This is a genomic window from Niallia sp. M35, from assembly GCF_050971705.1.
GTDB classification, from domain to species: domain Bacteria; phylum Bacillota; class Bacilli; order Bacillales; family Cytobacillaceae; genus Niallia; species Niallia circulans_A.
The window spans coordinates 273,620-297,712 of the sequence record NZ_JBPCEP010000001.1; the positions used below are offsets into that span (position 1 = coordinate 273,620).

At 35.3% G+C, this 24,093-nt stretch carries 21 protein-coding genes; 17 read left to right on the forward strand and 4 right to left on the reverse strand.

Annotated elements, in window-relative coordinates:
- Positions 1-8: 8 nt before the first annotated feature.
- The 6 genes from rny to NiCM35_RS01335 all read left to right on the forward strand — a co-directional run bounded on the left by rny (position 9) and on the right by NiCM35_RS01335 (position 6,641).
- Positions 9-1,577, forward strand: a complete 1,569-nt coding sequence (gene rny / locus NiCM35_RS01310; RefSeq protein ID WP_047940071.1) for a ribonuclease Y — start codon at positions 9-11, stop codon at positions 1,575-1,577.
- A 139-nt stretch (positions 1,578-1,716) separates the two neighbouring features.
- A complete protein-coding gene (locus tag NiCM35_RS01315) occupies positions 1,717-2,514 on the forward strand; it encodes a TIGR00282 family metallophosphoesterase (RefSeq protein ID WP_095329248.1) in 798 nt (265 codons plus the stop codon).
- Between the two features lie 184 nt (positions 2,515-2,698).
- The gene (gene spoVS, locus NiCM35_RS01320) at positions 2,699-2,959 is read left to right on the forward strand and encodes a stage V sporulation protein SpoVS (RefSeq protein WP_016201204.1); all 261 of its coding nucleotides are present in this window, start codon (positions 2,699-2,701) and stop codon (positions 2,957-2,959) included.
- Between the two features lie 488 nt (positions 2,960-3,447).
- On the forward strand, positions 3,448-4,371 hold the full coding sequence (locus NiCM35_RS01325; RefSeq protein ID WP_123259578.1) for a dipeptidase: 924 nt from the start codon (positions 3,448-3,450) through the stop codon (positions 4,369-4,371).
- Positions 4,372-4,707: 336 nt separating this feature from the next.
- Positions 4,708-6,258 (forward strand): tRNA (N6-isopentenyl adenosine(37)-C2)-methylthiotransferase MiaB, encoded by a 1,551-nt coding sequence (gene miaB, locus NiCM35_RS01330; RefSeq protein WP_095329319.1) that lies wholly within the window; start codon positions 4,708-4,710, stop codon positions 6,256-6,258.
- Positions 6,258-6,641 carry a YlbF/YmcA family competence regulator gene (locus NiCM35_RS01335; RefSeq protein WP_123257485.1) on the forward strand — a complete coding sequence of 128 codons (384 nt, stop codon included), beginning with the start codon at positions 6,258-6,260 and terminating at the stop codon, positions 6,639-6,641. The genes miaB and NiCM35_RS01335 overlap by 1 nt, the downstream gene beginning before the upstream one ends.
- Positions 6,642-6,758: 117 nt before the next feature.
- Here the strand turns inward: NiCM35_RS01335 and NiCM35_RS01340 are convergent, their stop codons facing one another.
- From NiCM35_RS01340 to NiCM35_RS01350, 3 genes are all read right to left on the reverse strand, one after another.
- Positions 6,759-7,112, reverse strand: coding sequence for a hypothetical protein (locus NiCM35_RS01340; RefSeq protein WP_095329251.1), 354 nt, complete (start codon positions 7,110-7,112; stop codon positions 6,759-6,761).
- Between the two features lie 108 nt (positions 7,113-7,220).
- Positions 7,221-7,529, reverse strand: coding sequence for a hypothetical protein (locus NiCM35_RS01345; RefSeq protein WP_095329252.1), 309 nt, complete (start codon positions 7,527-7,529; stop codon positions 7,221-7,223).
- 36 nt (positions 7,530-7,565) lie between these two features.
- Complete coding sequence (locus tag NiCM35_RS01350) at positions 7,566-7,985, reverse strand: hypothetical protein (protein WP_095329253.1); 420 nt, start codon at positions 7,983-7,985, stop codon at positions 7,566-7,568.
- 338 nt (positions 7,986-8,323) lie between these two features.
- Between NiCM35_RS01350 and NiCM35_RS01355 the strand changes: the two genes are divergently transcribed.
- Positions 8,324-8,875 (forward strand): outer spore coat protein CotE, encoded by a 552-nt coding sequence (locus NiCM35_RS01355; protein ID WP_095329254.1) that lies wholly within the window; start codon positions 8,324-8,326, stop codon positions 8,873-8,875.
- A 101-nt stretch (positions 8,876-8,976) separates the two neighbouring features.
- Here the strand turns inward: NiCM35_RS01355 and NiCM35_RS01360 are convergent, their stop codons facing one another.
- Positions 8,977-9,201, reverse strand: a complete 225-nt coding sequence (locus NiCM35_RS01360; RefSeq protein WP_371471315.1) for an excalibur calcium-binding domain-containing protein — start codon at positions 9,199-9,201, stop codon at positions 8,977-8,979.
- Positions 9,202-9,507: 306 nt separating this feature from the next.
- Between NiCM35_RS01360 and mutS the strand changes: the two genes are divergently transcribed.
- The 10 genes from mutS to NiCM35_RS01410 all read left to right on the forward strand — a co-directional run bounded on the left by mutS (position 9,508) and on the right by NiCM35_RS01410 (position 23,587).
- Positions 9,508-12,126, forward strand: coding sequence for a DNA mismatch repair protein MutS (mutS, locus tag NiCM35_RS01365; protein ID WP_123259576.1), 2,619 nt, complete (start codon positions 9,508-9,510; stop codon positions 12,124-12,126).
- A 331-nt stretch (positions 12,127-12,457) separates the two neighbouring features.
- Entirely contained in the window at positions 12,458-14,374 is a 1,917-nt protein-coding gene (mutL, locus tag NiCM35_RS01370; protein WP_123257487.1) for a DNA mismatch repair endonuclease MutL, read from the forward strand.
- Positions 14,375-14,712: 338 nt separating this feature from the next.
- Positions 14,713-15,201, forward strand: a complete 489-nt coding sequence (locus NiCM35_RS01375) for a hypothetical protein (RefSeq protein ID WP_141231329.1) — start codon at positions 14,713-14,715, stop codon at positions 15,199-15,201.
- Positions 15,202-15,578: 377 nt separating this feature from the next.
- A complete protein-coding gene (locus tag NiCM35_RS01380; RefSeq protein ID WP_095329259.1) occupies positions 15,579-15,911 on the forward strand; it encodes a hypothetical protein in 333 nt (110 codons plus the stop codon).
- Between the two features lie 403 nt (positions 15,912-16,314).
- On the forward strand, positions 16,315-18,231 hold the full coding sequence (locus tag NiCM35_RS01385) for a BglG family transcription antiterminator (protein WP_095329260.1): 1,917 nt from the start codon (positions 16,315-16,317) through the stop codon (positions 18,229-18,231).
- Positions 18,232-18,412: 181 nt separating this feature from the next.
- Complete coding sequence (locus NiCM35_RS01390) at positions 18,413-18,703, forward strand: PTS sugar transporter subunit IIA (protein WP_433778467.1); 291 nt, start codon at positions 18,413-18,415, stop codon at positions 18,701-18,703.
- Between the two features lie 14 nt (positions 18,704-18,717).
- Positions 18,718-19,029, forward strand: a complete 312-nt coding sequence (locus NiCM35_RS01395) for a PTS sugar transporter subunit IIB (protein WP_095329262.1) — start codon at positions 18,718-18,720, stop codon at positions 19,027-19,029.
- 73 nt (positions 19,030-19,102) lie between these two features.
- Positions 19,103-19,405: a PTS sugar transporter subunit IIB gene (locus NiCM35_RS01400; RefSeq protein WP_095329263.1), complete on the forward strand. Its 303-nt coding sequence runs from the start codon at positions 19,103-19,105 to the stop codon at positions 19,403-19,405.
- Between the two features lie 77 nt (positions 19,406-19,482).
- Positions 19,483-20,769, forward strand: coding sequence for a PTS sugar transporter subunit IIC (locus tag NiCM35_RS01405; RefSeq protein ID WP_433778332.1), 1,287 nt, complete (start codon positions 19,483-19,485; stop codon positions 20,767-20,769).
- Between the two features lie 199 nt (positions 20,770-20,968).
- On the forward strand, positions 20,969-23,587 hold the full coding sequence (locus NiCM35_RS01410; RefSeq protein ID WP_433778334.1) for a glycosylhydrolase-like jelly roll fold domain-containing protein: 2,619 nt from the start codon (positions 20,969-20,971) through the stop codon (positions 23,585-23,587).
- Positions 23,588-24,093 lie beyond the last annotated feature (506 nt).

The window sequence follows — 24,093 nt, forward strand, 5'->3', positions numbered from 1 at the left end:
TGAAAATGATGGATTTAATAAAAATCATCTCCATTTTGCTTATTCTAATCGTTATTGCCGTTGTTGGCTTTGTTGTATATTTTATTCGAAAGTCCAATGCTAATGCAAAAATTAGCAATGCAACGTTGACTGCTGAACAAATTATGGAGAATGCAAAGCGTGAAGCAGACGCATTGAAAAAAGAAGCTTTGTTAGAAGCAAAGGATGAGATTCACAAGCTTCGTAGTGAAGCAGAACTAGAAGTTCGTGATCGAAGAAATGAACTACAAAAACAAGAAAATCGTTTATTGCAAAAAGAGGAAAATCTTGATCGCAAGGGAGAAGCGTTAGATAAACGTGAATCAGTGTTAGAAAAGAGGGACGATTCTCTTAATAAAAGACAACAGCATATGGAAGAGATGGAAAGCAAAGTGGACGAGATGGTTCGCAAGCAGCAAACAGAACTAGAGCGCATTTCTGGATTAACTCGAGAAGAGGCGAAATCCATCATTTTAGAGCGTACAGAGCAAGAAGTTGCTCATGATATTGCGATAATGATTAAAGAAAGTGACACTAGAGCGAAAGAAGAAGCAGATAAAAAGGCTAAAGAAATTTTGTCACTTGCAATCCAACGTTGTGCAGCTGATCATGTTGCAGAAACTACAGTTTCCGTTGTTAACCTTCCAAATGATGAAATGAAAGGGCGAATTATCGGCCGTGAGGGGCGAAATATTCGAACGCTTGAAACATTAACAGGAATTGACTTAATTATTGATGATACACCAGAAGCAGTAATTTTATCTGGTTTTGATCCAATAAGACGTGAAACTGCTAGACTTGCGTTAGATAAGCTCGTCCAGGATGGACGTATTCATCCAGCTCGTATTGAAGAAATGGTTGATAAAGCTCGTCGAGAAGTGGATGAACATATTCGTGAGATCGGAGAACAAACTACGTTTGAGGTCGGAGTTCATGGATTACATCCAGATTTAATTAAAATTCTCGGCCGTCTAAAATTCCGTACAAGCTATGGACAAAATGTATTAAAGCATAGTATGGAAGTGGCACAATTATCAGGAATTTTAGCTGCTGAACTTGGTGAGGATCAAACTCTTGCCCGCAGAGCTGGCTTACTTCATGATATAGGGAAAGCAATTGACCATGAAGTCGAAGGAAGCCATGTGGAAATTGGTGTCGAACTTGCTACCAAGTATAAAGAACATCCAGTTGTGATCAATAGTATCGCATCCCATCATGGTGATACAGAACCAACTTCAATTATCGCTGTACTAGTAGCCGCTGCTGACGCACTTTCAGCTGCAAGACCAGGAGCGCGAAGAGAAACATTAGAAAACTATATTCGCCGACTTGAGAAATTAGAAGAAATTTCAGAGTCTTATGATGGAGTAGAGAAATCATTCGCTATTCAAGCAGGTCGTGAGATTCGAATCATGGTGAAACCTGATCTTGTGGATGATTTAGAATCTCATCGATTAGCTCGTGATATTCGTAAGAAAATCGAAGAGGAATTAGATTATCCAGGTCATATCAAAGTAACCGTCATTCGTGAAACAAGAGCGGTTGAATATGCAAAATAAAAACGGTGCGTTTGCACCGTTTTTTTATGTTTGGCAACATTATCTTCCAAAAGTTTTTAGAAGGAAAATCGAGTTAGGAACGCAGGCAATTATATGTTACACTGTTACATAGTGAAGATTAGAAAGTAGGAAAAAAGACATGCATATTTTATTTGTTGGAGATGTCGTAGGCTCTATGGGTCGAGATATGATTAAAGAGTACGTACCAAAGCTAAAGGAGAAATACCGTCCGCAGATGACGATAATAAATGGCGAAAATGCTGCTGGCGGAAAAGGTATCACCGAAAAAATCTATCGAAGCTTTTTAGAAATTGGTGCTCAAGCAATAACAATGGGAAACCATACATGGGATAATCGCGAAATATTTGAATTCATCGATCAGGCAAAATACTTAGTACGACCTGCAAATTTTCCCGAAAATAATCCAGGAAAAGGCATGGTGTTTGTTAAAATTAATGATATAGAAGTAGCTGTCATCAATTTACAAGGGCGAACATTTATGAATCCGAGTGATGATCCATTTATTGTGATTGATGGCTTAGTGGAGGAAGCAAAAAAACGTACTGATATTATTTTTGTTGATTTCCACGGAGAGGCGACAAGTGAAAAGCAAGCAATGGGATGGTATTTAGATGGAAAAGTAACAGCTGTTGTGGGAACACATACGCATGTGCAAACAGCTGATAACCGTATCCTTCCAAATGGAACTGCCTTTATGGCCGATGTTGGGATGACAGGGCCATATGATGCGATTCTTGGAATGCAAAAGGAATTAGTATTGAATCGTTTCTTAACCAATTTGCCAACACGTTTCGAGCCGCCAAAAAGTGGGAGAGCACAATTAAGCGGCTGTTTAATTGAAGTAGATAAAAAGACTGGGAAAGCAAAGAAAATAGAACGTATATTAATCAATGATGATCATCCATTTTTCTCGTAATAAAAGGATAATTATTTGAGGATATAGCTATCTTGTATAAACAAATATTTTCTAATTTTTTATGTCCAAGCTGGAATATGTGTATGAAACTTGGAATATAGTAACATTGGAATGATATATATCCTGATATGTTCATTATTATTTAATGTAACATGCGGGGGGGTTAAACAAGGAGGAGCTAGAAATGGAGATATTAAAGGTTTCAGCAAAGTCTAGTCCCAATTCTGTAGCTGGTGCGCTTGCAGGTGTTCTACGTGAAAGAGGTGGAGCAGAAATCCAGGCTATTGGTGCAGGTGCATTAAATCAAGCGGTTAAAGCAGTTGCTATCGCAAGAGGGTTTGTAGCACCTAGCGGAGTGGATTTAATTTGTATTCCTGCCTTCACTGATATCGTCATTGACGGTGAGGAACGAACGGCCATCAAGCTCATTGTGGAGCCTAGATAAAGAGAAAACAAGATTTGATAAAAAGTAGAAAAGCATGTAATTACATGCTTTTCCATTTGTTTTGATCTTAATTGGACAGTATGGCGGTAGAACTTTTGGATATTTGTAGAAGCAGATGTGAAGTCAGCTGTCTGTATAGGACTGAATGATTAACTAAGATAAATGGAGAAGAAAAAAATCTTCTCTGACTTAGTTTCACTGTATTCCTTCTGAGATTGGTATGCTTGTTTGTGTTCCTTTGATCTTTTGGAAACTGAATAGAGCAAACCTTAAAAAAAGAAGGAGGATGTCTCCTCAATAGGTTTAGGTCCCACAGAAAAAATTAAGTTGGAGAATGAACTTTTCTCCCGCTATTAACTTGAAACTGTGGAGAATAAACCAAATGAGTGAGGCATCCTTTTTTTATAACTATAGTCAAGTGATATCTTGAGGGAGAGAAATAGCCACAAGATTTACATAAAAAACATATTTGTAGGGGAGTGAATGGTTTGAATTACTTCGATGGTCATTGTGATGTATTATATAAAATGTTTATAGATAAAACGATAAATTTTCAGAATAGTGATAAACTTCATGTCACTAAGAGTAATTTACAAAAAGGGGGGGCAAAGATTCAATGTTTTGCTATTTATGTTCCAGAATCTGTCCATCCTGATATACGGTTTGAAGCAGCTTTATCCATGGCAACTATCTTTTATGATAAAATCTTACAGCCGAATGCAGATTTAAAATTTATACGCTCACAAAAAGATATAAAGGAATTAAAAAATGGTGAAATTGGTGCACTCCTAACATTAGAAGGCTGTGATGCGATTGGAGGAGATTTGCTAAAATTAAAAACATTGCTTCGATTAGGTGTTTCAGCAGTAGGACTTACTTGGAACTATGCGAATGCTGTTGCGGATGGAGCACTAGAACCTAGAGGTGCTGGTTTATCTTTATTCGGAAGGGAAACAGTGAAGCTTTTGAATAAGCAAGCAATTTGGGTAGATGTTTCCCACTTATCGGAAAATGCCTTCTGGGATGTTATGGAGCATGCAGAGTATCCATATGCATCACACTCGAATACATATAATCTTTGTCCAAATCCTCGTAATTTACGCGACGACCAAATTAAAGCAATGATAGAAGCAGACAGTGTAATCGGCATTACTTTTGTGCCACAGTTTTTAAGTGGAACCAACACAGCAACTATTACAGATATTCTACGCCATCTTGATTATATATGTTCGCTTGGAGGTGAAGATCATGTCGGCTTTGGTTCTGATTTTGATGGAATCGACCAAACGGTAAAAGGTCTAGCTTCCGCTGTCGATTATCCTAATCTAATAAATGAGCTAACAAGATATTATACAAGTACGCAAGTAGAGAAATTCTTATATACGAATATGACAAAAAGGTTTCCGAAATAAAGAAGATCATCTATCTTCTTTCCTTTGCGGAAGAGGGAGAAAGTATCTTTTTAGTTAAACAACAAGAAAATAGTAGAATGATATCTTTAAGACGTTGCTATTGTTTTCAAAAGATGAAAGGCTTATACTAGAATAATGAAAATATGTCTATAAAGAATAGTACATATGAAAAAGCAGCTATTATATGGATGGATGTTTTTCTTGTCAAAGTAGTTTTTATCGGTTCAATTTGAATCGATGGTGGGGAGAAAACACCAATCTATAAGAAGCCTAAACATGTATATTAACAAACTTATGGATGAAACCAAAATCATCGATAAGAGAGGAGTAGTTGAAATGAACGAAAACCAACGTTTAGAAGGACAGCAAATCGGAAGCAATAATTCTTCGGACAAAAAATCCGAAAAGGATTATAGCAAATATTTCGAAACAGTATACAAAGCCCCTTCTTTAAAAGATGCCAAAAGACGAGGAAAAGAGGAAGTCCGCTATGAGAAGGATTTCTCCATTTCCGAGCAGTTCCGCGGAATGGGTGAAGGGCGTAAATTCTACATTCGTACATATGGCTGTCAAATGAATGAACATGACACAGAAGTAATGGCAGGGATTTTCTTAGCTTTAGGCTATGAGGCAACAGATTCAGTCGATGACGCCAATGTTATTCTTCTTAATACTTGTGCGATTCGTGAAAATGCAGAAAATAAAGTATTTGGTGAATTAGGACATTTAAAGCATTTAAAAACGGAAAAGCCAGACCTTTTAATAGGTGTTTGTGGATGTATGTCACAAGAAGAATCTGTCGTAAACAAAATCTTAAAAACATACACACAAGTAGATATGATTTTCGGTACACATAATATTCACCGTTTACCAAATATTCTTCACGAAGCATATATGTCAAAAGAAATGGTCGTAGAAGTTTGGTCTAAAGAAGGGGATGTGATCGAGAACCTTCCTAAAGTACGTAATGGAAAAATTAAAGCATGGGTAAACATTATGTATGGCTGTGATAAGTTTTGTACCTATTGTATTGTTCCATATACTCGCGGAAAAGAGCGAAGCCGCCGTCCAGAAGATATTATCCAAGAAGTGCGTCATTTAGCAGCACAAGGGTATAAAGAAATTACATTGCTTGGTCAAAACGTAAACGCCTATGGAAAAGACTTTACAGATATTGATTTCCGTTTCGGAGATTTAATGGAAGAAATGCGCAAAATTGATATTCCGCGTGTTCGTTTCACAACAAGTCACCCACGTGATTTCGATGATCATTTAATTGAGGTGCTTGCTAAAGGCGGTAACTTAGTGGAACATATCCATTTACCAGTTCAGTCGGGTTCATCTGATGTGTTGAAAATTATGGCACGTAAATATACAAGAGAGCAGTATTTAGAATTAGTTCGCAAAATGAAAGCGGCTATTCCTAATTTAACTCTTACAACAGATATTATTGTTGGTTATCCAAATGAAACAGATGAGCAATTTGAAGAAACATTATCTCTTTATAAAGAGGTTGGTTTTGAAGCTGCTTATACATTCATCTATTCTCCACGTGAAGGAACACCTGCAGCACGAATGAAAGATAATGTTCCGATGGAAGTCAAAAAGGAACGCTTACAGCGCCTAAATGCTTTAGTTAATGAGTATTCTGCTAATTCCATGAAGAATTATCAAGGCCAAACGGTAGAGGTTCTTGTAGAAGGAGAAAGCAAGAATAACCCAGATGTGCTTGCTGGTTATACACGTAAAAACAAGCTAGTAAACTTTGTCGGACCAAAATCGGCTATTGGCAAACTTGTTTCTGTGAAAATTACCGATGCAAAAACATGGTCATTAAACGGAGAAATGATTGAGGTATTAGAAGCAGAAGCTGTTGAGGCAAACTAATGGCGAAATTCACACGAGAAGAAATTATCGAACGAACAGAGCAGCTTGCCAAAATGATTCGTGAGACAGAAGAAGTGGAATTTTACCAACGAGCAGAAAAACAAATCAATCAAAACCAAAAAGTAAATGATCGAATTGCCCAGATTAAAAAGCTTCAAAAACAAGCAGTTAATCTTCAGCACTATGGCAAAATTGCTGCTTTAAAAGATACTGAAGCAAAAATTGATGCCTTACAAAAAGAAATCGATGAACTGCCAATTGTCAGTGAATTTAAAGAATCACAAGAAATTGTTAACGATATGCTGCAAATGGTAACAAAAACGATCGCAGACACAGTAGAAACAGAAATCCTTTCTTCCGTTGAGAAGAAGAAAGAACAATAAGAGGCTGAGATCCAAGAACGAGCGATCGTAAAGCTTCCTTGTGGTGTAATGCAATGGGTAGCATATTTTTTAAATAGAATGTAAACAAGTAAAAACCAAGCATATCTTTGCTTGGTTTTACTTGTTTTGATTGTTTAAAATATTGATCGCTCGTAAGAATGCTTTCCGATATTCCTGTTGTTCCTTCATAGCTGTTTGCAAGGTTGAAAGCAATGCTTTATTAAGCTGCTTTGTTTCTTTATCTTTGGCATTTCCGTTATTAACTGTTTGCAATAGAAATGTATAAACAAGAAATAAGACAGAGTAATTGTCTACATAAGTTAAGCTGACGGCACTTCCACCGTTTCCTCCTTCTGCATGGGTGTTAACAGAAGGACCTCCCGTTTCTAGAATTTTATCAATAAGCTCCTCTGGTACCCCAAGCTCTTTTAGTTTCTCAGCAGTTAACCCAATATTTTTATCTTTAGCCATTCTTTAGCCTCCTTCTATTAGGTATGTAAAAGAAAAGGGCAATCATCAAGAAGATGTTGCCCTTTATTATATGCTTATCACTTATAGGAGTGCTTATTTTAAAGGTGATTAACCTTCGTTCACCATTTCAGGGCTATTTTGGTTGAAAGATACAGCAGTAGCAGCACCAGCAACGTTAGCATTAACTAAAATACCACCAACAAAGAAGTTTAATAAGTTAACACCTACAGCAGCACCACCAGCAGCACCAGAAGCAGAAAATTGGTTAGCTAGGTTACCGTTACCTTGAGTAGCATTAGTAAATCCGCGAAGTTCTGCTCCTTTGTTTCCAATGCCTTTACCTTTAGCAGTAACATCAGTACCAGCAACGCCAGAACCGTTACCTTTGTGACAATCAGATGTGCATTTAGACAACATTTGACTTCACCTCCTTTCAAAGAAAAGATTGATTACTTATTTTTTGATAAAATCTGAAAGATCTAGTGAAAAAATAGGCTTGCCGTTAACATTTAATTTAAGGTTCCCATCATCATTTGAAGCATCAATGACAGGTAATTTCTCTTGTAGCTTGCTTAGGGTGTCTTCACTTACAATGCTTTTTAGCGTTTCAGGATTAAGATGTGGTTTTACTTTTTCTTTAATTGAATCTAAATCAACCGTACTTGCAACTTTCTCCTTCATTGCATCCATTGTAGTTCCAGCTACATTCTCAGAAACACCTTTGGTTAACTTTTGGACTAATCCACCCATCTCTGAAGATAATTTAGTAATTAATTCTTGTGCGTATTTAGCTCTGTCCTCGCCAGTAACCTCTTTACCATTAACATTGAATTTAAAATCAAACTGATCGTTTTTATTAAATAACCCTGCCAACTTCCTCACCCCCTTACCGTATACTACAGTATATAGAGATTAGAACAAGCTGTATCCGCGAATGTATTAATACAAACGCATATTTTTTTAAAAGCAAAAAAAAGAGCTGAATAGATAAGGTTTTTTTTATTAATAAAGAAATAAGGAAAGTGCTTTTTAGAATTGATAAAAAGAAGGATAGATGTCTAGAAAAATGGCTAATATCGGCACACTTACCCAAGTTTTACATACAATGAAGTAGATTTAAGCATTACTTATCGTCTTTAAAAATTGTCGCACACTAGACTCCTATCCCGCATAGGATGAAATGAAAATGAATGAGGAGGTTTCGCTCGAACATGGGAGAATATAGAGAGATTATTACAAAGGCAGTCGTAGCGAAAGGACGTAAATTTACAAAATCCAATCATACTATCTGCCCAGACAACAGCCCATCAAGTATCTTGGGCTGCTGGATTATCAACCATACGTATGAAGCAGAAAAGGTTGGTAAAACAGTAGAAATTTGTGGATACTTTGATATTAACGTTTGGTATTCTTATAATGATAATACACAAACGGAAGTAGTAACAGAGCGTGTGAAATATACAGATGTCATTAAATTAAAATATCGTGATCCTGACTGCTTAGAAGACCATGATGTTATTGCACGCGTTTTGCAACAACCAAACTGCATTGAAGCAGTGATTTCGCCAAATGGCAATAAAATCATTGTCCATGTAGAAAAAGAATTTATCGTGGAAGTTATCGGAGAAACAAAAATCTGTGTGGAGGTTTGCACAGACGAATGTGGCAAGGAAGATGACGATGCCTGGTTTAAAGATGAAGTAGAAGATGAAGAATTTGAGGAATTAAATCCAGACTTCCTTGTAGGCGGGGAAGAAGAGTAAAGGCTAGGAGCTTTTCCTAGTCTTTTTTTCTATTAATGATTCATTAATAATCAATAATAGAAAAGCCTTTTTCCAATTCGCATAAGAAAAAGGCAGGAAGATTATCTTTCACAAGCAATTCCGTCTTTATCACGGTCCTTTTTTTTGTTTGCGTTATATAAGGCTTTAGATACATACGGTTTGTACTTTGTTTTTCCACCCTTATTTTTGGTGCTTTTGGATTTAGCAACGCCACCCTTATAATCTTTGTTTAGGGCTGTACAATTTTTATACGTTTTAACCTTCGTTTTTGCTTCAGCACTTGAATGTGGCATAAAACTGACCATAAGAACAATTGTTAAAAGAATAGATAGAATACGTTTCAAGATAATTGCTCCTTTTCCTAAAATTAACTTTTATTGCAAGCTAAATTATAAAAGATTTGCCCGCGAATTACTAGTATTATTTTTAAAAATAATACTGGAATGGAGCACAATGGAATGAACTAGTTATCACATCTAACTTCATACAAAAAAGCAAGTGTTTTTTCAGAGATATTCATAGTCTTTTCCCAATACCACCCACTGAAATATTCTATTTCTTTATGTTATAATGGGAGAATAATAGATTTGGACAGGATTTTGGAGGAAGTTATGACAACATATACGCCCATGATACAACAATACTTACAAGTGAAGGCAGATTATCAGGATGCCTTTTTATTTTTTCGTTTAGGAGACTTTTATGAAATGTTCTTTGATGACGCCATCAAAGCATCACAGGAGCTTGAAATCACTTTAACAAGCAGAGAAGGCGGAGGAGCAGAGCGAATTCCCATGTGCGGTGTTCCGCATCATTCTGCTGCCAACTATATTGAACAGCTAGTCGAACGCGGCTATAAAGTGGCTATTTGTGAACAAACAGAAGACCCGAAACAAGCAAAGGGAGTTGTGAAAAGAGAGGTCGTTCAGCTGATTACCCCTGGAACGATGATGGAAGGAAAGAACCTTTCCGATAAAGAAAATAACTATATTGCCACTATCTCTTTATTTGCAGAAGAGCAATTTGGCTTTGCTTATAGCGATTTATCGACAGGAGAAAGCAAAGCAACTCTTCTTAAGGGAATAGACTCTCTATTAAATGAACTATCCTTATCGGGAGCAAAAGAAGTAGTAATTTCTGATGATTTCTCGAAAGAGTATCAGAAACGGTTACAGGAAAGAGGTACGTTAACTCTTTCGATTGAAAATGAGCTGGATGAAAAAGATGTGCATCTGCCATTATTGCAAGGTATTCAAGAACAGCAGTTAAGAAATACGGTTGTCCGCTTGTTTAATTATCTATATCGCACACAAAAGAGAAGCTTGGATCACTTACAACCGGTTTCGATCTATGTGATTGATCAATTTATGAAGATTGATTATTTTTCTAAGCGGAACTTAGAATTAACGGAAACGATTCGCTCAAAAGGAAAAAAAGGATCACTTCTTTGGTTATTGGATGAAACGAAAACCGCGATGGGCGGACGACTTTTAAAACAGTGGATTGATCGTCCACTCTTAAATAAGGAAGAGATTAAATATCGCCAAAATCTCGTCGAGACGATGATCGGACATTACTTTGAACGCCAAGATTTGCGGGAAAAATTAAAAGAAGTATATGATTTAGAACGTTTAGCAGGACGAGTTGCTTTTGGAAATGTTAATGCGAGAGATCTTGTCCAGCTAAAAAAATCGTTACAACAAGTACCGATTATTCAGCAAATTGTTGCATCGTTTGGTTCAAAGGAAGCTATAAAATTGGCTGAAGACCTAGATCCTTGTGAAGATATCACTGATTTACTGGAGCGAGCTATTGTTGAAAATCCACCGTTGTCTATTAAAGAAGGAAATATTATTTTAGACGGCTACCATCCTGAATTAGACAGTTACCGCGATGCAAGTCGAAACGGCAAAACATGGATTGCTCAGCTAGAAAGAGAAGAACGGGAAAAAACAGGCATTAAATCGCTGAAAATCGGCTATAATCGTGTATTCGGCTACTATATAGAAGTAACAAGAGCAAACGTCCATCTTTTACAAGAAGGACAGTATGAGCGTAAACAAACCCTTGCTAATGCGGAGCGTTATATCACGCCAGAATTAAAAGAAAAAGAAAGTCTAATTCTGCAAGCTGAAGAAAAAATGGTTGAATTAGAATACGAGATTTTTACAACCATCCGGGAGACCATTAAAGAGTATATTCCACGCTTACAAAACCTTGCAAAAACTGTAAGCACACTAGATGTGCTCCAATGTTTCGCAACAGTAAGTGAGGACCGCCGCTATGTGAAGCCTGTCTTTTCAAATGATCGTACGCTCTCTGTCAAAAATGGCCGACATCCTGTAGTAGAAAAGGTAATGAACGCGCAAAGCTATGTAGCAAATGACTGCACCATGCATAAAGATAGAGAATTGCTGTTAATTACTGGACCAAATATGTCTGGTAAAAGTACGTATATGCGCCAAATTGCCTTAACAAGCATTTTAGCGCAAATCGGCTGCTTTGTACCAGCAGATGATGCAGTGCTGCCGTTATTTGACCAAGTATTTACGAGAATAGGAGCGGCAGATGATCTTATTTCTGGCCAAAGTACGTTTATGGTGGAGATGCTGGAAGCAAGAAACGCACTCCTGCATGCTACTAATAATAGTTTAATTTTATTCGATGAAATTGGTCGGGGCACAAGCACATATGATGGAATGGCACTGGCCCAAGCGATTATCGAGTACATTCATCATGAAGTTGGCGCAAAGACTTTATTCTCTACTCACTATCATGAGCTGACTGTGCTTGCAGACGAACTTCCATCATTAAGCAATGTTCACGTCAGTGCAATGGAGCAAAACGGAAAAGTTGTTTTCCTGCATAAAATAAAAGAGGGCGCAGCAGACAAGAGTTACGGGATTCACGTTGCACAGCTTGCTGAATTGCCAGAAGCATTGATTGAACGAGCACAAGAGCTATTAACAAGCCTTGAGCAAAAGGATCAATTTGCTGGAGAAACAGCAGTGGCAGTAATCGAAAAACCGGTTGTGAAAGCTGAAATAGCCGAAGAAGAGGCACAATTATCCTTCTTTGAAACAGAAGAGAAAAAACCGCAAAAGGCGATTTCTACGAAAGAAAAGCAAATCGTCAATAAACTAAAAGACTTAGATATATTAGAAATGACGCCAATGCAGGCATTAAATACATTATATGAACTTCATAAAAAAGTCCGAAATGATCGATAAAGTGGGTTAGGGTGATAGAGTGTACAGTCAGTGGTATGAACGCATAGAAATGGAAATACGTTGGGGGAAAATGGTGTTCATAAGGAGAATGAAAGTCGAAAAATCTAGGAACATTGGAAAAAGTGGTGTTCATAAAGAGAGTGAAAGCCATGAAACCAAGGAACGTTGGAAAAAACGGTGTTCATAAGCAGGATGAAAGCCGAAACACCAAGAAGCGCTAGAAAAAACGGTGTTCATAGGCAAGAAGATAGCTACAAATTCGACCATTTCAGCTGATACACTGCCCAACACATGAAAACAGAAAAAAGTAAGAAAGAAAAGAGGAGAAAAAATGGCAAAGATTATTCAACTGGATGATGCACTTTCGAATAAAATTGCTGCAGGTGAAGTTGTTGAGCGGCCAGCCTCTGTTGTAAAAGAATTAGTAGAAAATAGTATCGATGCAAAAAGTACTTCAATTGAAATTTTTATCGAAGAAGCTGGTTTACAAAGCATTCGTATTCTTGATAATGGACAAGGAATTGACGAAGAGGATGTTTTAACTGCTTTTTCCAGACATGCAACAAGTAAAATAAAAGACGAAAATGACTTATTTCGAATCCGTACCCTTGGATTTAGAGGCGAGGCACTACCGAGTATTGCCTCTGTCTCTCAAGTCACCTTGACCACTTCTACCGGAGAAAAAGGGACAACAGTAGAGCTTAAAGGCGGACATTTAGTGAAACAGGAAGGAGCGCCGGGAAGAAGGGGAACAGAGATCATTGTCAGCGATTTGTTCTTCAATACGCCAGCAAGATTGAAATATATGAAATCGATTCATACAGAGCTAGGTAATATTACCGATATCGTCAACCGCCTTGCCCTTGCGCATCCTGATATTAGTTTTCGCTTAGTGCATAACGACCGCAAGCTCCTTCATACAAATGGTAATGGGGATGTAAGACAAGTACTTGCGGGTATTTATGGCTTAAATATAGCCAAAAAAATGATACCAATTTCAGCAAGTACTCTTGATTTTAAACTAAGCGGCTATATGGCGCTGCCAGAAATTACGCGGGCATCACGGAACTATATTTCCACAATGATTAATGGCCGCTTTATTAAGAACTATTCTCTTGTCCGCAGTATTCAGGAAGGCTATCATACGTTATTGCCTATTGGCAGATATCCGATTGTTCTTTTAAATGTTGAAATGGATCCAATCCTTGTTGATGTTAACGTTCATCCATCGAAAATGGAAGTGCGCTTTAGCAAAGAACAAGAATTATACGAACTTGTCAGTAATACGATTAAATCGGCATTTAAGAAAAAGGAGCTTATTCCAGCAGGACTTATCCGCGAGAAAAAGCCAGCTCCGAAAGAAGAGCAAGCGGCCTTTAGCTTTGATACGATTCGCGAATCGGCAATGCCAGTATCTGTTCCCAAAATGGAGCCTACTTTTTCCAATCCAACAACAGAACAGGTAGAAAAGCCGAGTTGGAGCGAACCTCTTGAAGACACACCAAGCAGTTGGCCATCTGGAGAAAGTGAAGAAGAATCAACCATAACAGATGGCACAGCCTTTTTCTTTGGACAGGAAGGGAATAGTAGTATCCCTCCTGCAACAGAAGAAGAGATAGAGGAAACATGGGAAGAGGAAGAAATAGCTGACGTGGCAGAGGGTCCGAGAGTTCCGCCCCTTTATCCAATTGGGCAAATGCATGGAACTTATATTTTTGCACAAAACGAAAGAGGCCTATATATTATCGACCAGCATGCAGCTCAAGAACGAATCAAATACGAATTTTTCCGGGAAAAGGTTGGCGAAGTCCATAAGGAATTACAAGAAATGCTTATCCCATTAACATTAGATTATTCCTTAGATGAATGGATGAAAATAGAAGAAAATAAAGCTGAGCTCGAAAAAGTCGGCGTATTTCTCGAACCATTTGGCCAGCAAAGCTACTTAGTACGCTCCCATCCACAATGGTTCCCTAAAGGAGAAGAAAAAGAAACAATCGAAGAAATGATTGAACAAGTACTCTCGATGCGAAAAGTAGATATCAAGCTTTTACGAGAAGAAGCTGCCATCATGATGAGCTGCAAGGGATCCATTAAAGCAAATCGCCATTTGCGAAATGATGAGATTCAAAGTTTATTGGACGAACTTCGAACAACATCCGATCCATTTACCTGTCCGCATGGTAGACCGATTATTGTGCATTATTCTACTTATGAAATGGAGAAAATGTTTAAGCGTGTGATGTAATTATTTTGTAGAGAGGTTACAATTAATTTGACCACATTTTGATCACTTTTACTTGTCTGAGCTAAATTTAAGGAATGTTTTTGTGAGGTTTTTAACTGAGTAGTCTTGCATATTAGGTGACAGAGATTTGTTATAATAATTAGTCTAACAAAATGTTTACCTCCAAATCTTATCTTTCAGAATAAGCTATACCAAAATCATTATCAGAAATTATAAAGCGAGAACAAATTAATAATACTATTACTGTCCCCCGCTCATTTAAGTGGGGGTTTTTTAATTTCTATGTGTATAAAATGAATAATTGTAAGTTAAACTATTCAAAAAAAGTGGTGATTGTTTTGAGCAAAATTATTGAAAATCTTGACATTCATGCTAAAGGGATTTGGGTTCCTATTGTTTGGGCAGTATTATTATTAATTATGGTATTATTTATGCCAAAGGAAAAAATGAATGGGCTACAAATTTATTGTACTTATGGCGTAATTAGTGCTATTACCTGGATTGCCAATAGTGTATTTGCAATATATTTAGATTGGGTAGATTTTGGGAGAGGGGAATCTACTGGAATTGGGGAGCTGCTAACATACGCACTTATTCCATCGTCATTAGCAATATGGTTTCTAAATAAATTGCACAGAGATAAACGTATGAAACGAACACTATTATTTGCATTATTGTCTTTGTTCATTGAGTGGACATGCCATATATCAGGATTCATGGAATATAAAGGATGGAATTTGCTTTATAGCATACCTGTATATATAATCATTTATTACTTTTTCTTACCTTTCCACTATAGGTTAATAAAAGATATAAAAGTCAGCTGAATCTAGTATTGTGATGATAAGCCCTATTCTTTGGAGTAGGGTATTATTATTTGTGGGTTCTTAAGTGGTTTCCGATGTTATTAAGGGTTCCCAAACTATAAGGGGACCTTTAGTTGAGAAAAAAAGGTGTTTAAGGCTAGGAAATATCTAAAGAATTTAATGTGATTGTTGCGGAATAATTATGAGAAATAGTTTTAACAGATTGCTTCATTGACAATAAGTATTTAATGGCACTACTCGTATTCTTCTTACAAAAGAGAAAAAACAGATGATATGCAATACGGTTCAAAATTCCTATAAAATGGTCAAACTTAAAGTCGAACCTTATTTTCACTTGTGCATAAACTACAGTGAATTTAAATGGGGAGGCTAATGCCGTGGAAAATAATAGAGATATAATGGAATCATCTTCAAGTCATCATGAACATCACCATCATCATCATAAAAAGGATCATGATCATTATAAACACAAATTTCATCCGAAATGTCACAAGCACTTATTTGAATTTATTCAAATAGAAACAAGAGATGGTGAAGTTCACCAAGGGATTCTCCATAGTTATGATGATGAAAACGTATACTTATTGGTAACGGGTCATAATCAAAGCGAAGATAGTCGATTAATATTTCCGTTCAGAAGATTTGGACTTTTTGCATTCCCATTCTTTGGAATAAGAAGATTCGGTCCATTTTTCCCTCTTTGGTGGTAAAATTGAGTTTATAACAAATAATTATGAATATGGAGATACAATAATTGCTCGTTATAAAGTGGGGAAGGAATGATCAGTTTCTTCCCTCACTTTCTCCCTGCTTATTGAGCAGGGCATTTTTATGCCAAATATTTCAGCTTTTCTAAATTATTTTAGGGTTTTATGTAAATATGAATCTTAAATTCTATTATGGTTAGCACTTCTTATTAAATGGTTAAACTAGAGTTGGAGTTTAGAAGGTTCAAAATAAGCCCAAAATATATCATCTTGGATTATTAGCTAAAAAACTACTTTTTCATCCTTAACAAAAATTTTCCTAACATAATGGAAAATCTTTGTACCCCAGCATTTGTGAAAACGCTTTATAATTAAATGAAGAATACTTATGAGGGGAGGAGAATCTATGAATGCGAGACAACAACAGATTTTAAAAGCGCTGATTTCAGAAAAGAAGCCAATTAGTGGTGAACAAATAGCCTCTATAATTCAAGTTAGCTCTCGAACAATTCGTAATGATTTAAGAGAAATTGACAATCAGTTAATGAATGCAGGAGCGAATATCGTTTCTGTTAGAAGCCGTGGTTATCAACTTGAGGTTTGTGATGAATGCAAATTCAAACAATTTATTTCTCAATTTATTGAGTTTGAAAAAAATGTCCCAGTTGAACCAGAAGATAGGGTTCACTATTTATTGAAAAAGTTTCTATTAAGACAAAATTATTTTAAAGTAGAGGATTTGGCAGATGAATTATTTGTTAGTAAATCAACATTAAAAAATGATTTAAAGGATGTAAAAGTTATTTTACAGCAATTCAATTTGAAGCTTGCTCAAAAAGCAAAGTATGGATTGAGACTTGCAGGTTCAGAAAGAAATATTAGATTTGCAATTTCAGAGCTATTATTCCGCAGACCTTCTATTATAGAAGAAAAGTTAAAAAGACAGTCATGGCTATTGCCAGAAGATAGTATGGAATTAATTCGAGAGACAGCGCTAAGAGAACTAAAAGCATTTGATCTTAACTTATCTGATATAGCCTTACATAATTTAGTAGTACATATTGCTATTGCCTGCCAACGAATAAAAAGTAAGCAGTACGTGGACAGTTTAAATGAAGTTGAAGAGAATATCCAAAATAAAAAGGAATATATCGTGTCAAAAAGAATTATCAAAAGCATGGAGAAAATGCTGAATCTGGAGTTTCCAAGAGGAGAAATAGTGTATGTAACTATGCACTTATTAGGAAACAGATTGTTATTAAATAAAAACCAGCCAGAACTATTAAATAGTTTTAATTACAATATCATAGAAACTGTTAAACGTATGATAAGCAATGTTGAGGAACAAATGAGTCTCAACATTGGCAATGATAAGGAGCTACTAGTTGCTATTAGCCTACATCTTAAGCCTGCACTTCATCGGGTTAAATATCAGATGAATATATATAATCCAATGTTAGAGGCAATAAAAGTTAACTATCCAATCGCATTTGAGGCTGCTATTATAGCAGGAAAGGTAATTGAGGAGGACTTCGATATTGTCATTAATGAAAATGAGATTGGTTACATTGCACTTCATTTTGGTGCAGCAATTGAAAGATCTAAATTAAAAATAAAACCAAAAAGATGTCTAATTGTTTGTACCACTGGACATGGTAGTTCGCAATTATTACTTTATAAGATGCGTGCAAAGTTTGGTAATAAAATATCAATAATTGGTACAACCGAATTATATAACCTTTCTATGTACGAAGAAGATGATATTGATTTTATAGTCAGTACTGTTCAATTGCCAAGCACCATCAAGATTCCTCACGTAGTAGTAAGTACACTCCTAGGGACTAGTGAACTAACAGAGGTTGAACAAATGATTGGGGATACTCAAGAATCAATTATAAATAAGTATTTAGTTGAAGAATTAATATACGCACATCTATCATGCAAAACACCTGAAGAAATAATAACCTATCTTGGAGAGGAACTTATTAAAAAAAAGATGACTGAGGAAGGGATTGTTGAAACGATAATGGACAGAGAACAGGTAGCTTCAACAAGCTATGGTAATCTGGTTGCAATTCCTCATCCATTAGAGGCAAAGTCCCCGCATACATTTTGGACAATCGCGACATTAGAAAAGCCAATTGATTGGGGAAAACATAAGGTGCAGTTGGTCTGTCTTCTTCATGTAGCGGATGATAACAAAGAAGAGTTGAAACCGATGTATGATACACTATTTCGATTTATTGACGATCGTGATATTGTTCAAAAAATTATCAATGCTCTAGATTCCTGCACCATAATGAAATTAATAAAAGAGATGTAACCAATTTAACTTGGTAGGATGATATTTAGTTTTGATTAATTATATATGATTAAAAGGCCAATTTCTTTCCACTAGTAATGGAAAAACATAAACTTTAATTGGAAGCGTTTTAAAATTATAGTTTAGTTAAGGAATTAAATATGAAAAAGAAGGTGACAACTTGGAAAATCAAGAGATTATTATGGGAATTATCATTTGCGGAGGAAATGCTAGAAGTTGTGCCATGAGGGCAATAGTAGAAGCTAAAAATGCCCATTTTGAAGAAGCAGAAAAATTAATGGAAGAAGCAAGGGAAGAGTTAAATAAAGCCCATAGAATCCAAACAGATTTAATTCAAGCAGAGGCAAGAGGAGAAAGCTCAGAGGTATCTTTGTTAATGGTTCATGCACAGGATCACTTAATGAATGCCATGACAGTTAGAGACTTATCAATTGAAATTATTGAACTAACTAAGAAAACGATAAACTTATAGAAAGGGGAGAAATTATGAAAAAAATCTTACTCGTCTGCGCAGCAGGAATGTCAACAAGCTTGCTTGTTAGAAAAATGGAACAAGCAGCTAAAGAAAAAAACGAAGAAATAATAATTTGTGCAACGGGACAAGGGGAGGTGAAAAAAAATATTAGAGATACTGATATTTTACTTTTAGGCCCCCAAGTCTCCTATAAAGAAGATAGTTTTATAAAAGAATATGGTGGTGTGAAAGGAATTCCTGTAAAAGTAATTAATACAGTAGACTATGGAATGATGGATGGAAAAAAAGTTTTAGAGTGGGCTTTAAGTCTGATTAATAAATAGTTATCTAAAGTTACGTTTGCTTAGATACTTTATGAGTTAAGTATATTTATTAAAAATATTTGGGGGATTATATATGAGAAAAATAATTTTACTATGTTCTGCAGGTATGTCAACAAGCATTTTAACTAGAAATATGCGACAAGAAGCAGAAAAAATGAATTATAAATGTACGATTGATGCATATGCATTGTCAGAAGCGGTTAATGTTGCAAACGATGCAGATTTTATCTTACTTGGTCCTCAAGTTCGTTATCAGCTTAATACTATCGTTCAAAAGTTTCAACACTGTCCAGTTGAAGCTATTAATGCGACTGATTATGGAATGGTTAATGGAAAGAAAATCATGGAATATGTCAAAAATGTGTTAGGAGATTAGGATTTTGATAAGTAAATAATATTAATTCGTAATCTCTTCATTGAAAAGAAGAATGATCTATTAGGGGGAGTAGTAGAATGAATAATTTAGAAAAAATACTTGGTCCTGCTTCTAACTGGATAAATAATAATAGAATTATCCAATCCATTTCTAAAGGCTTAATGAGCTTAATGAGTGTTTTGATATTAGGATCATTTGCAACTATATTTCAAAATTTACCTATTGAAGCATATCAATCATTTTTAACTACGAGTGGTTTAGGAGGAATTTTCACGACCTTATCAAATATTACTATTAATCTTCTTGCATTGTATGCTGCATTTAGTATCGCATATACTTATGTAGGTAATTTTTCGGATTATGACTCATTTACAGGAGGATTACTGGGATTATTAGCTTTTTTATTAGTAACACCATTAACCACGACTGGTGAAGGATTTATGGCTATAACAAATTTACCTTTAGAATGGTTGGGAGCAAAGGGAATTTTTGTAGCTATGTTTTGTGCAATAGTATCCGCCATTATTTATATAAAATTATCAGATAAAGGCTTAATCGTAAAATTACCAGACAGTGTTCCAGAATTTGTTGCAAAGTCGTTTAATGGCATTATACCTTCTGTTCTCATTGGTCTCCTTTTTGGGGCGATAACACTAGGACTTTCACATACTGAGTTTGAGAACTTTCATAATGCAGTTTATACTTTAATCGGTTCACCATTAAGTGTAATCGGTACAAGTATATGGGCTGGTATTATTATTTATGTGTTGACTGGGTTATGCTGGTTCTTAGGAATTCATGGCATTGCTGTTGTATCTGTCATAATGCCAGTTTGGATAGCAGCAGATGCCGAGAATATGGCAGCGGTTGCAGCAGGGCAGGTAGGACCTAATATTATCACATACAATTGGATTAATGCAGTTTCCTCCCCTGGTGGTGCAGGAGCTACAATCGGCTTAGTAATTTGTGTATTATTGTTTGCAAAATCGTCTCGTTATAAAATATTTGGTAAGGTTGCAACTATACCATCTCTTTTCAATATTAATGAACCTGTTGTTTTTGGATTTCCGATGATGTTAAACCCAATTTTATTCATACCGTTTGTATTTACCCCTGTTTTATTCATTATAATTGGGTATATACTTACCTCCATGGGAATTTTACCAATGCCTACCGGTGCAGGCGGTCCTGGAGGAACTCCGCTTATTATTCAAGGATTAATGATGGGCGGATGGAAATATGCAGTTTTTCAGTTGATTGCTACAATCGTGTCTACTTTAATTTACTTTCCATTCTTTAAGGTATTGGATAAAAAGGCGGTAGAGGAAGAAATGAAAAGTAATGATGTAAAAATTTCTGTTTGATAATAAGACTGAACATTATGAATATTAACATTTTTTTAGTGGGATACTAGGTAAATTACAATCAAATAAGAATAAGTAAGAGGAAGATGAGTAATCAAGTAGCTTGTGAGAAGAAGGGATACTTGGTTGCTCCTCCCTAATTAAAGTGGATATCACAGCTAAGTTGTATATTAGAAAGAAATGGTAGGGAGAGATAGTGATGAAGAGAGTGAAAGAGGTATTAGATAATAAAAATGATAATTACATATTACCTTTTTTTTGGCTTCACGGAGAAGATAATGACATTTTAAGAGATTATGTAAAAAAAATATATGAATCAGGGATTAAAGCATTCATTGTTGAATCTAGGCCACATCCTGATTTTCTTGGTGAGAGTTGGTGGGAAAACATGGATACACTGATGGAAGAAGCGAAAAAGCTGGGAATGAAGGTTTGGTTATTAGATGATTCTCATTTTCCTACAGGATATGCGAATGGAAGAGTGAAAAATGATTATCCTCAATATATAAAAAAATATTTAAAAATCCATCAGTTAGACTTTGTAGGACCATTAGAGGATGCCACTATATTAGTTAATCGTGGCAATACAAAACAGTTATTTTCAAAAGAGAAAGAATATATACCTGATAAGCTATTAAAAATAATAGCTGCAAAGAGAACAGGTAATAGTAGTTTTGATTCCACCAGTTTTATTGATATCACGAACTTTGAAATTAATGGAATTTTAAATTGGAGTATACCTGAGGGTCAATGGCGCATTTTTGTGTTGATGGAAACAATAGATGGGGGAGAGCCGCAAACAGAAGGGTATTTAAACCCATTGGAATCACAAGCTACTCAAATATTAATTGATGAGGTTTATCAACCTCATTACAAACGCTATAAATCAGAATTTGGCAAAACGTTTGCAGGTTTTTTTTCGGATGAACCGAGATTTGGTAACATGCATGGAGCGGAAGGATCTATTGGAAGAAAGGAGATGGTCTATCCTTGGAGAGAAGGTATGTTAGAAGAATTTTTCTTAGATGATTATGTATTTCTACCTTTACTGGAACCAATTGAGTCTGATGGTAAAGAAAAAGAAGTTCGGTTGAAGTATATGGATATTGTTTCTAAAGAATATAGTAATAATTTTACAGGAGTATTAGCGGAATGGTGTCAGAAAAGAAATGTGGAATATATTGGTCATTTAATAGAAGATAATAATTCACATGCACGACTAGGATATGGAGCTGGACACTTTTTTCGTGCGATTAAACCACAAGATATGTCTGGAATTGATGTTGTTCTTAATCAAATAATGCCAGGAATGGATAAAAATATTAATAAGTCCATAACAAAAATGGGGTGGGATGGTGAATTCTTTCATTATGCTCTAGCTAAAATGGGAGCCTCACTTGGTCAGCTTGATAGAAAAAAAGGGGGCAGAACGATATGTGAAGTGTTTGGAGCATATGGCTGGGCGGAAGGACTTTCATTAATGAAGTTTATTGTCGATCACATGCTAGTTAGAGGAGTTAATCACTTTATACCTCATGCATTTAGTCCTAAAACATTTCCTGATCCCGATTGTCCACCACATTTTTATGCTAATGGACATGATCCAGAATTTAGATATATGTATATTTTAAATAATTATATAAATAGGATAAGTCATTTGTTTAATGGTGGGAAACATATTGCGAAAGTAGGTATTCTTTATCATGCGGAAGCTGAGTGGCTTGGTAACTATATGCTGTTTCAAGAACCTGCTCGTGTATTGATGCAACATCAAATAGATTTTGACATTATTCCAATTGATTATGTTATGGAGAGTAAAATTACGAATAACGAATTCCTTATTAACAATAACGAATTTCATACATTGATTATTCCCTATGCAGAATCGTTACCTTTATCATTTATGGAGAAAGTAGAAGCGATGTCTAAGAATGGAATAAGTATATATTTTGTAAATAATTATCCATTATATAGCGAAAAAAACCAAAGGTTGGATGAAAGCTTTTTTAGTGGAACCAATAAGGTTAATTTAGAATCATTAGGAGAGGAATTGAAAATAAAAGGAACGGAACTGATAGTTAGTGAATACCAACCGTACTTAAGATATTACCATTATGAGCATATAGATGGGAACCTTTATATGTTTTTTAATGAAGATCCTTATCAAGAAATCAATACAGTAGCTGAACTTAATTCGGAGAAAGTACTCTTAAAATATGATGGATTTAATAACGAGTTATTGTCATATGATCAATTTAATAAAGAAGGAAAAAAACAAATACCGATACAGTTACAACCTAATGAATCATTGATACTTGTAGATAATAATAAGTTTGAGGGGATGATAACTAAAAATGTAAATCAATTGGAGGGAAAAGAGACTATCCTCCAATTAAAGTGGAAAGTTGAATTTTGTACCGCCTTAGAATACCCCACATTTGGTAATTTGCAGGAATTAAATAATTTGATTAATATAAATAAACTTCCTGGTTTGGAAAATTTTTCAGGTAATTTTAAGTATACTTCTACATTTAATAGTATCGATCTAACAGGTGATAGATTTATATTAGATTTAGGAATAGTAAATGAAATTGCTGAGGTAAAACTGAATGGAGAATTGGTTGGAATAAAAATATGTACTCCATATAGTTTTGAAATAACGGATTATCTACAGAAAGGAATAAATCATTTAGAAATCGTAGTGGTGGATAATTTAGGAAAGCAAGAACAGGACTTTTTTTCTCAATTTATACCTATGAAGCCATCAGGTTTATTAGGGCCTGTAAAAGTGATTGAGTATAAAGGTAATTATAGTTAGTAGAAAAGAAATTTAATAGCCTAATACAGGTATTATTTAGTTTGTTAGGCTGATTTAAAGATGATGATGCTTCTTTAAAGAAATGTCTGCTAACCCGCGGCCGCGGGATGGTACTCTTTCTATTACCGAAGGGCTACTAAACAGTGGAAAAGGTGAAATGATCGATAGGCGAGGACAAAAAAATCTTCTATGGTAATTAATTAATGGCTATTTCAGTTTTTCTATATCTGATGTAGCCATTTTATTTTGTTTTTAAAATTATTGGATTACAATTTTAAAACACAAAATCATAAATCTTTTAAAAGGTGATTAATGATGTTTGTATAGATAATTGAGAAAACTTTTCTTTATTATCTTTAAAAATAGTTCTATACCAAATCCAGCAAAATCAATTTTTAGTAAAGTCCTTTTCTTTTAATTGAAACTTTTTAATTATTCAAAACGTATTTCTCTAGAAAGGAGGGAGTTAATTCACTATATTTTTTCCGTAAATGCCTTTCTATTTT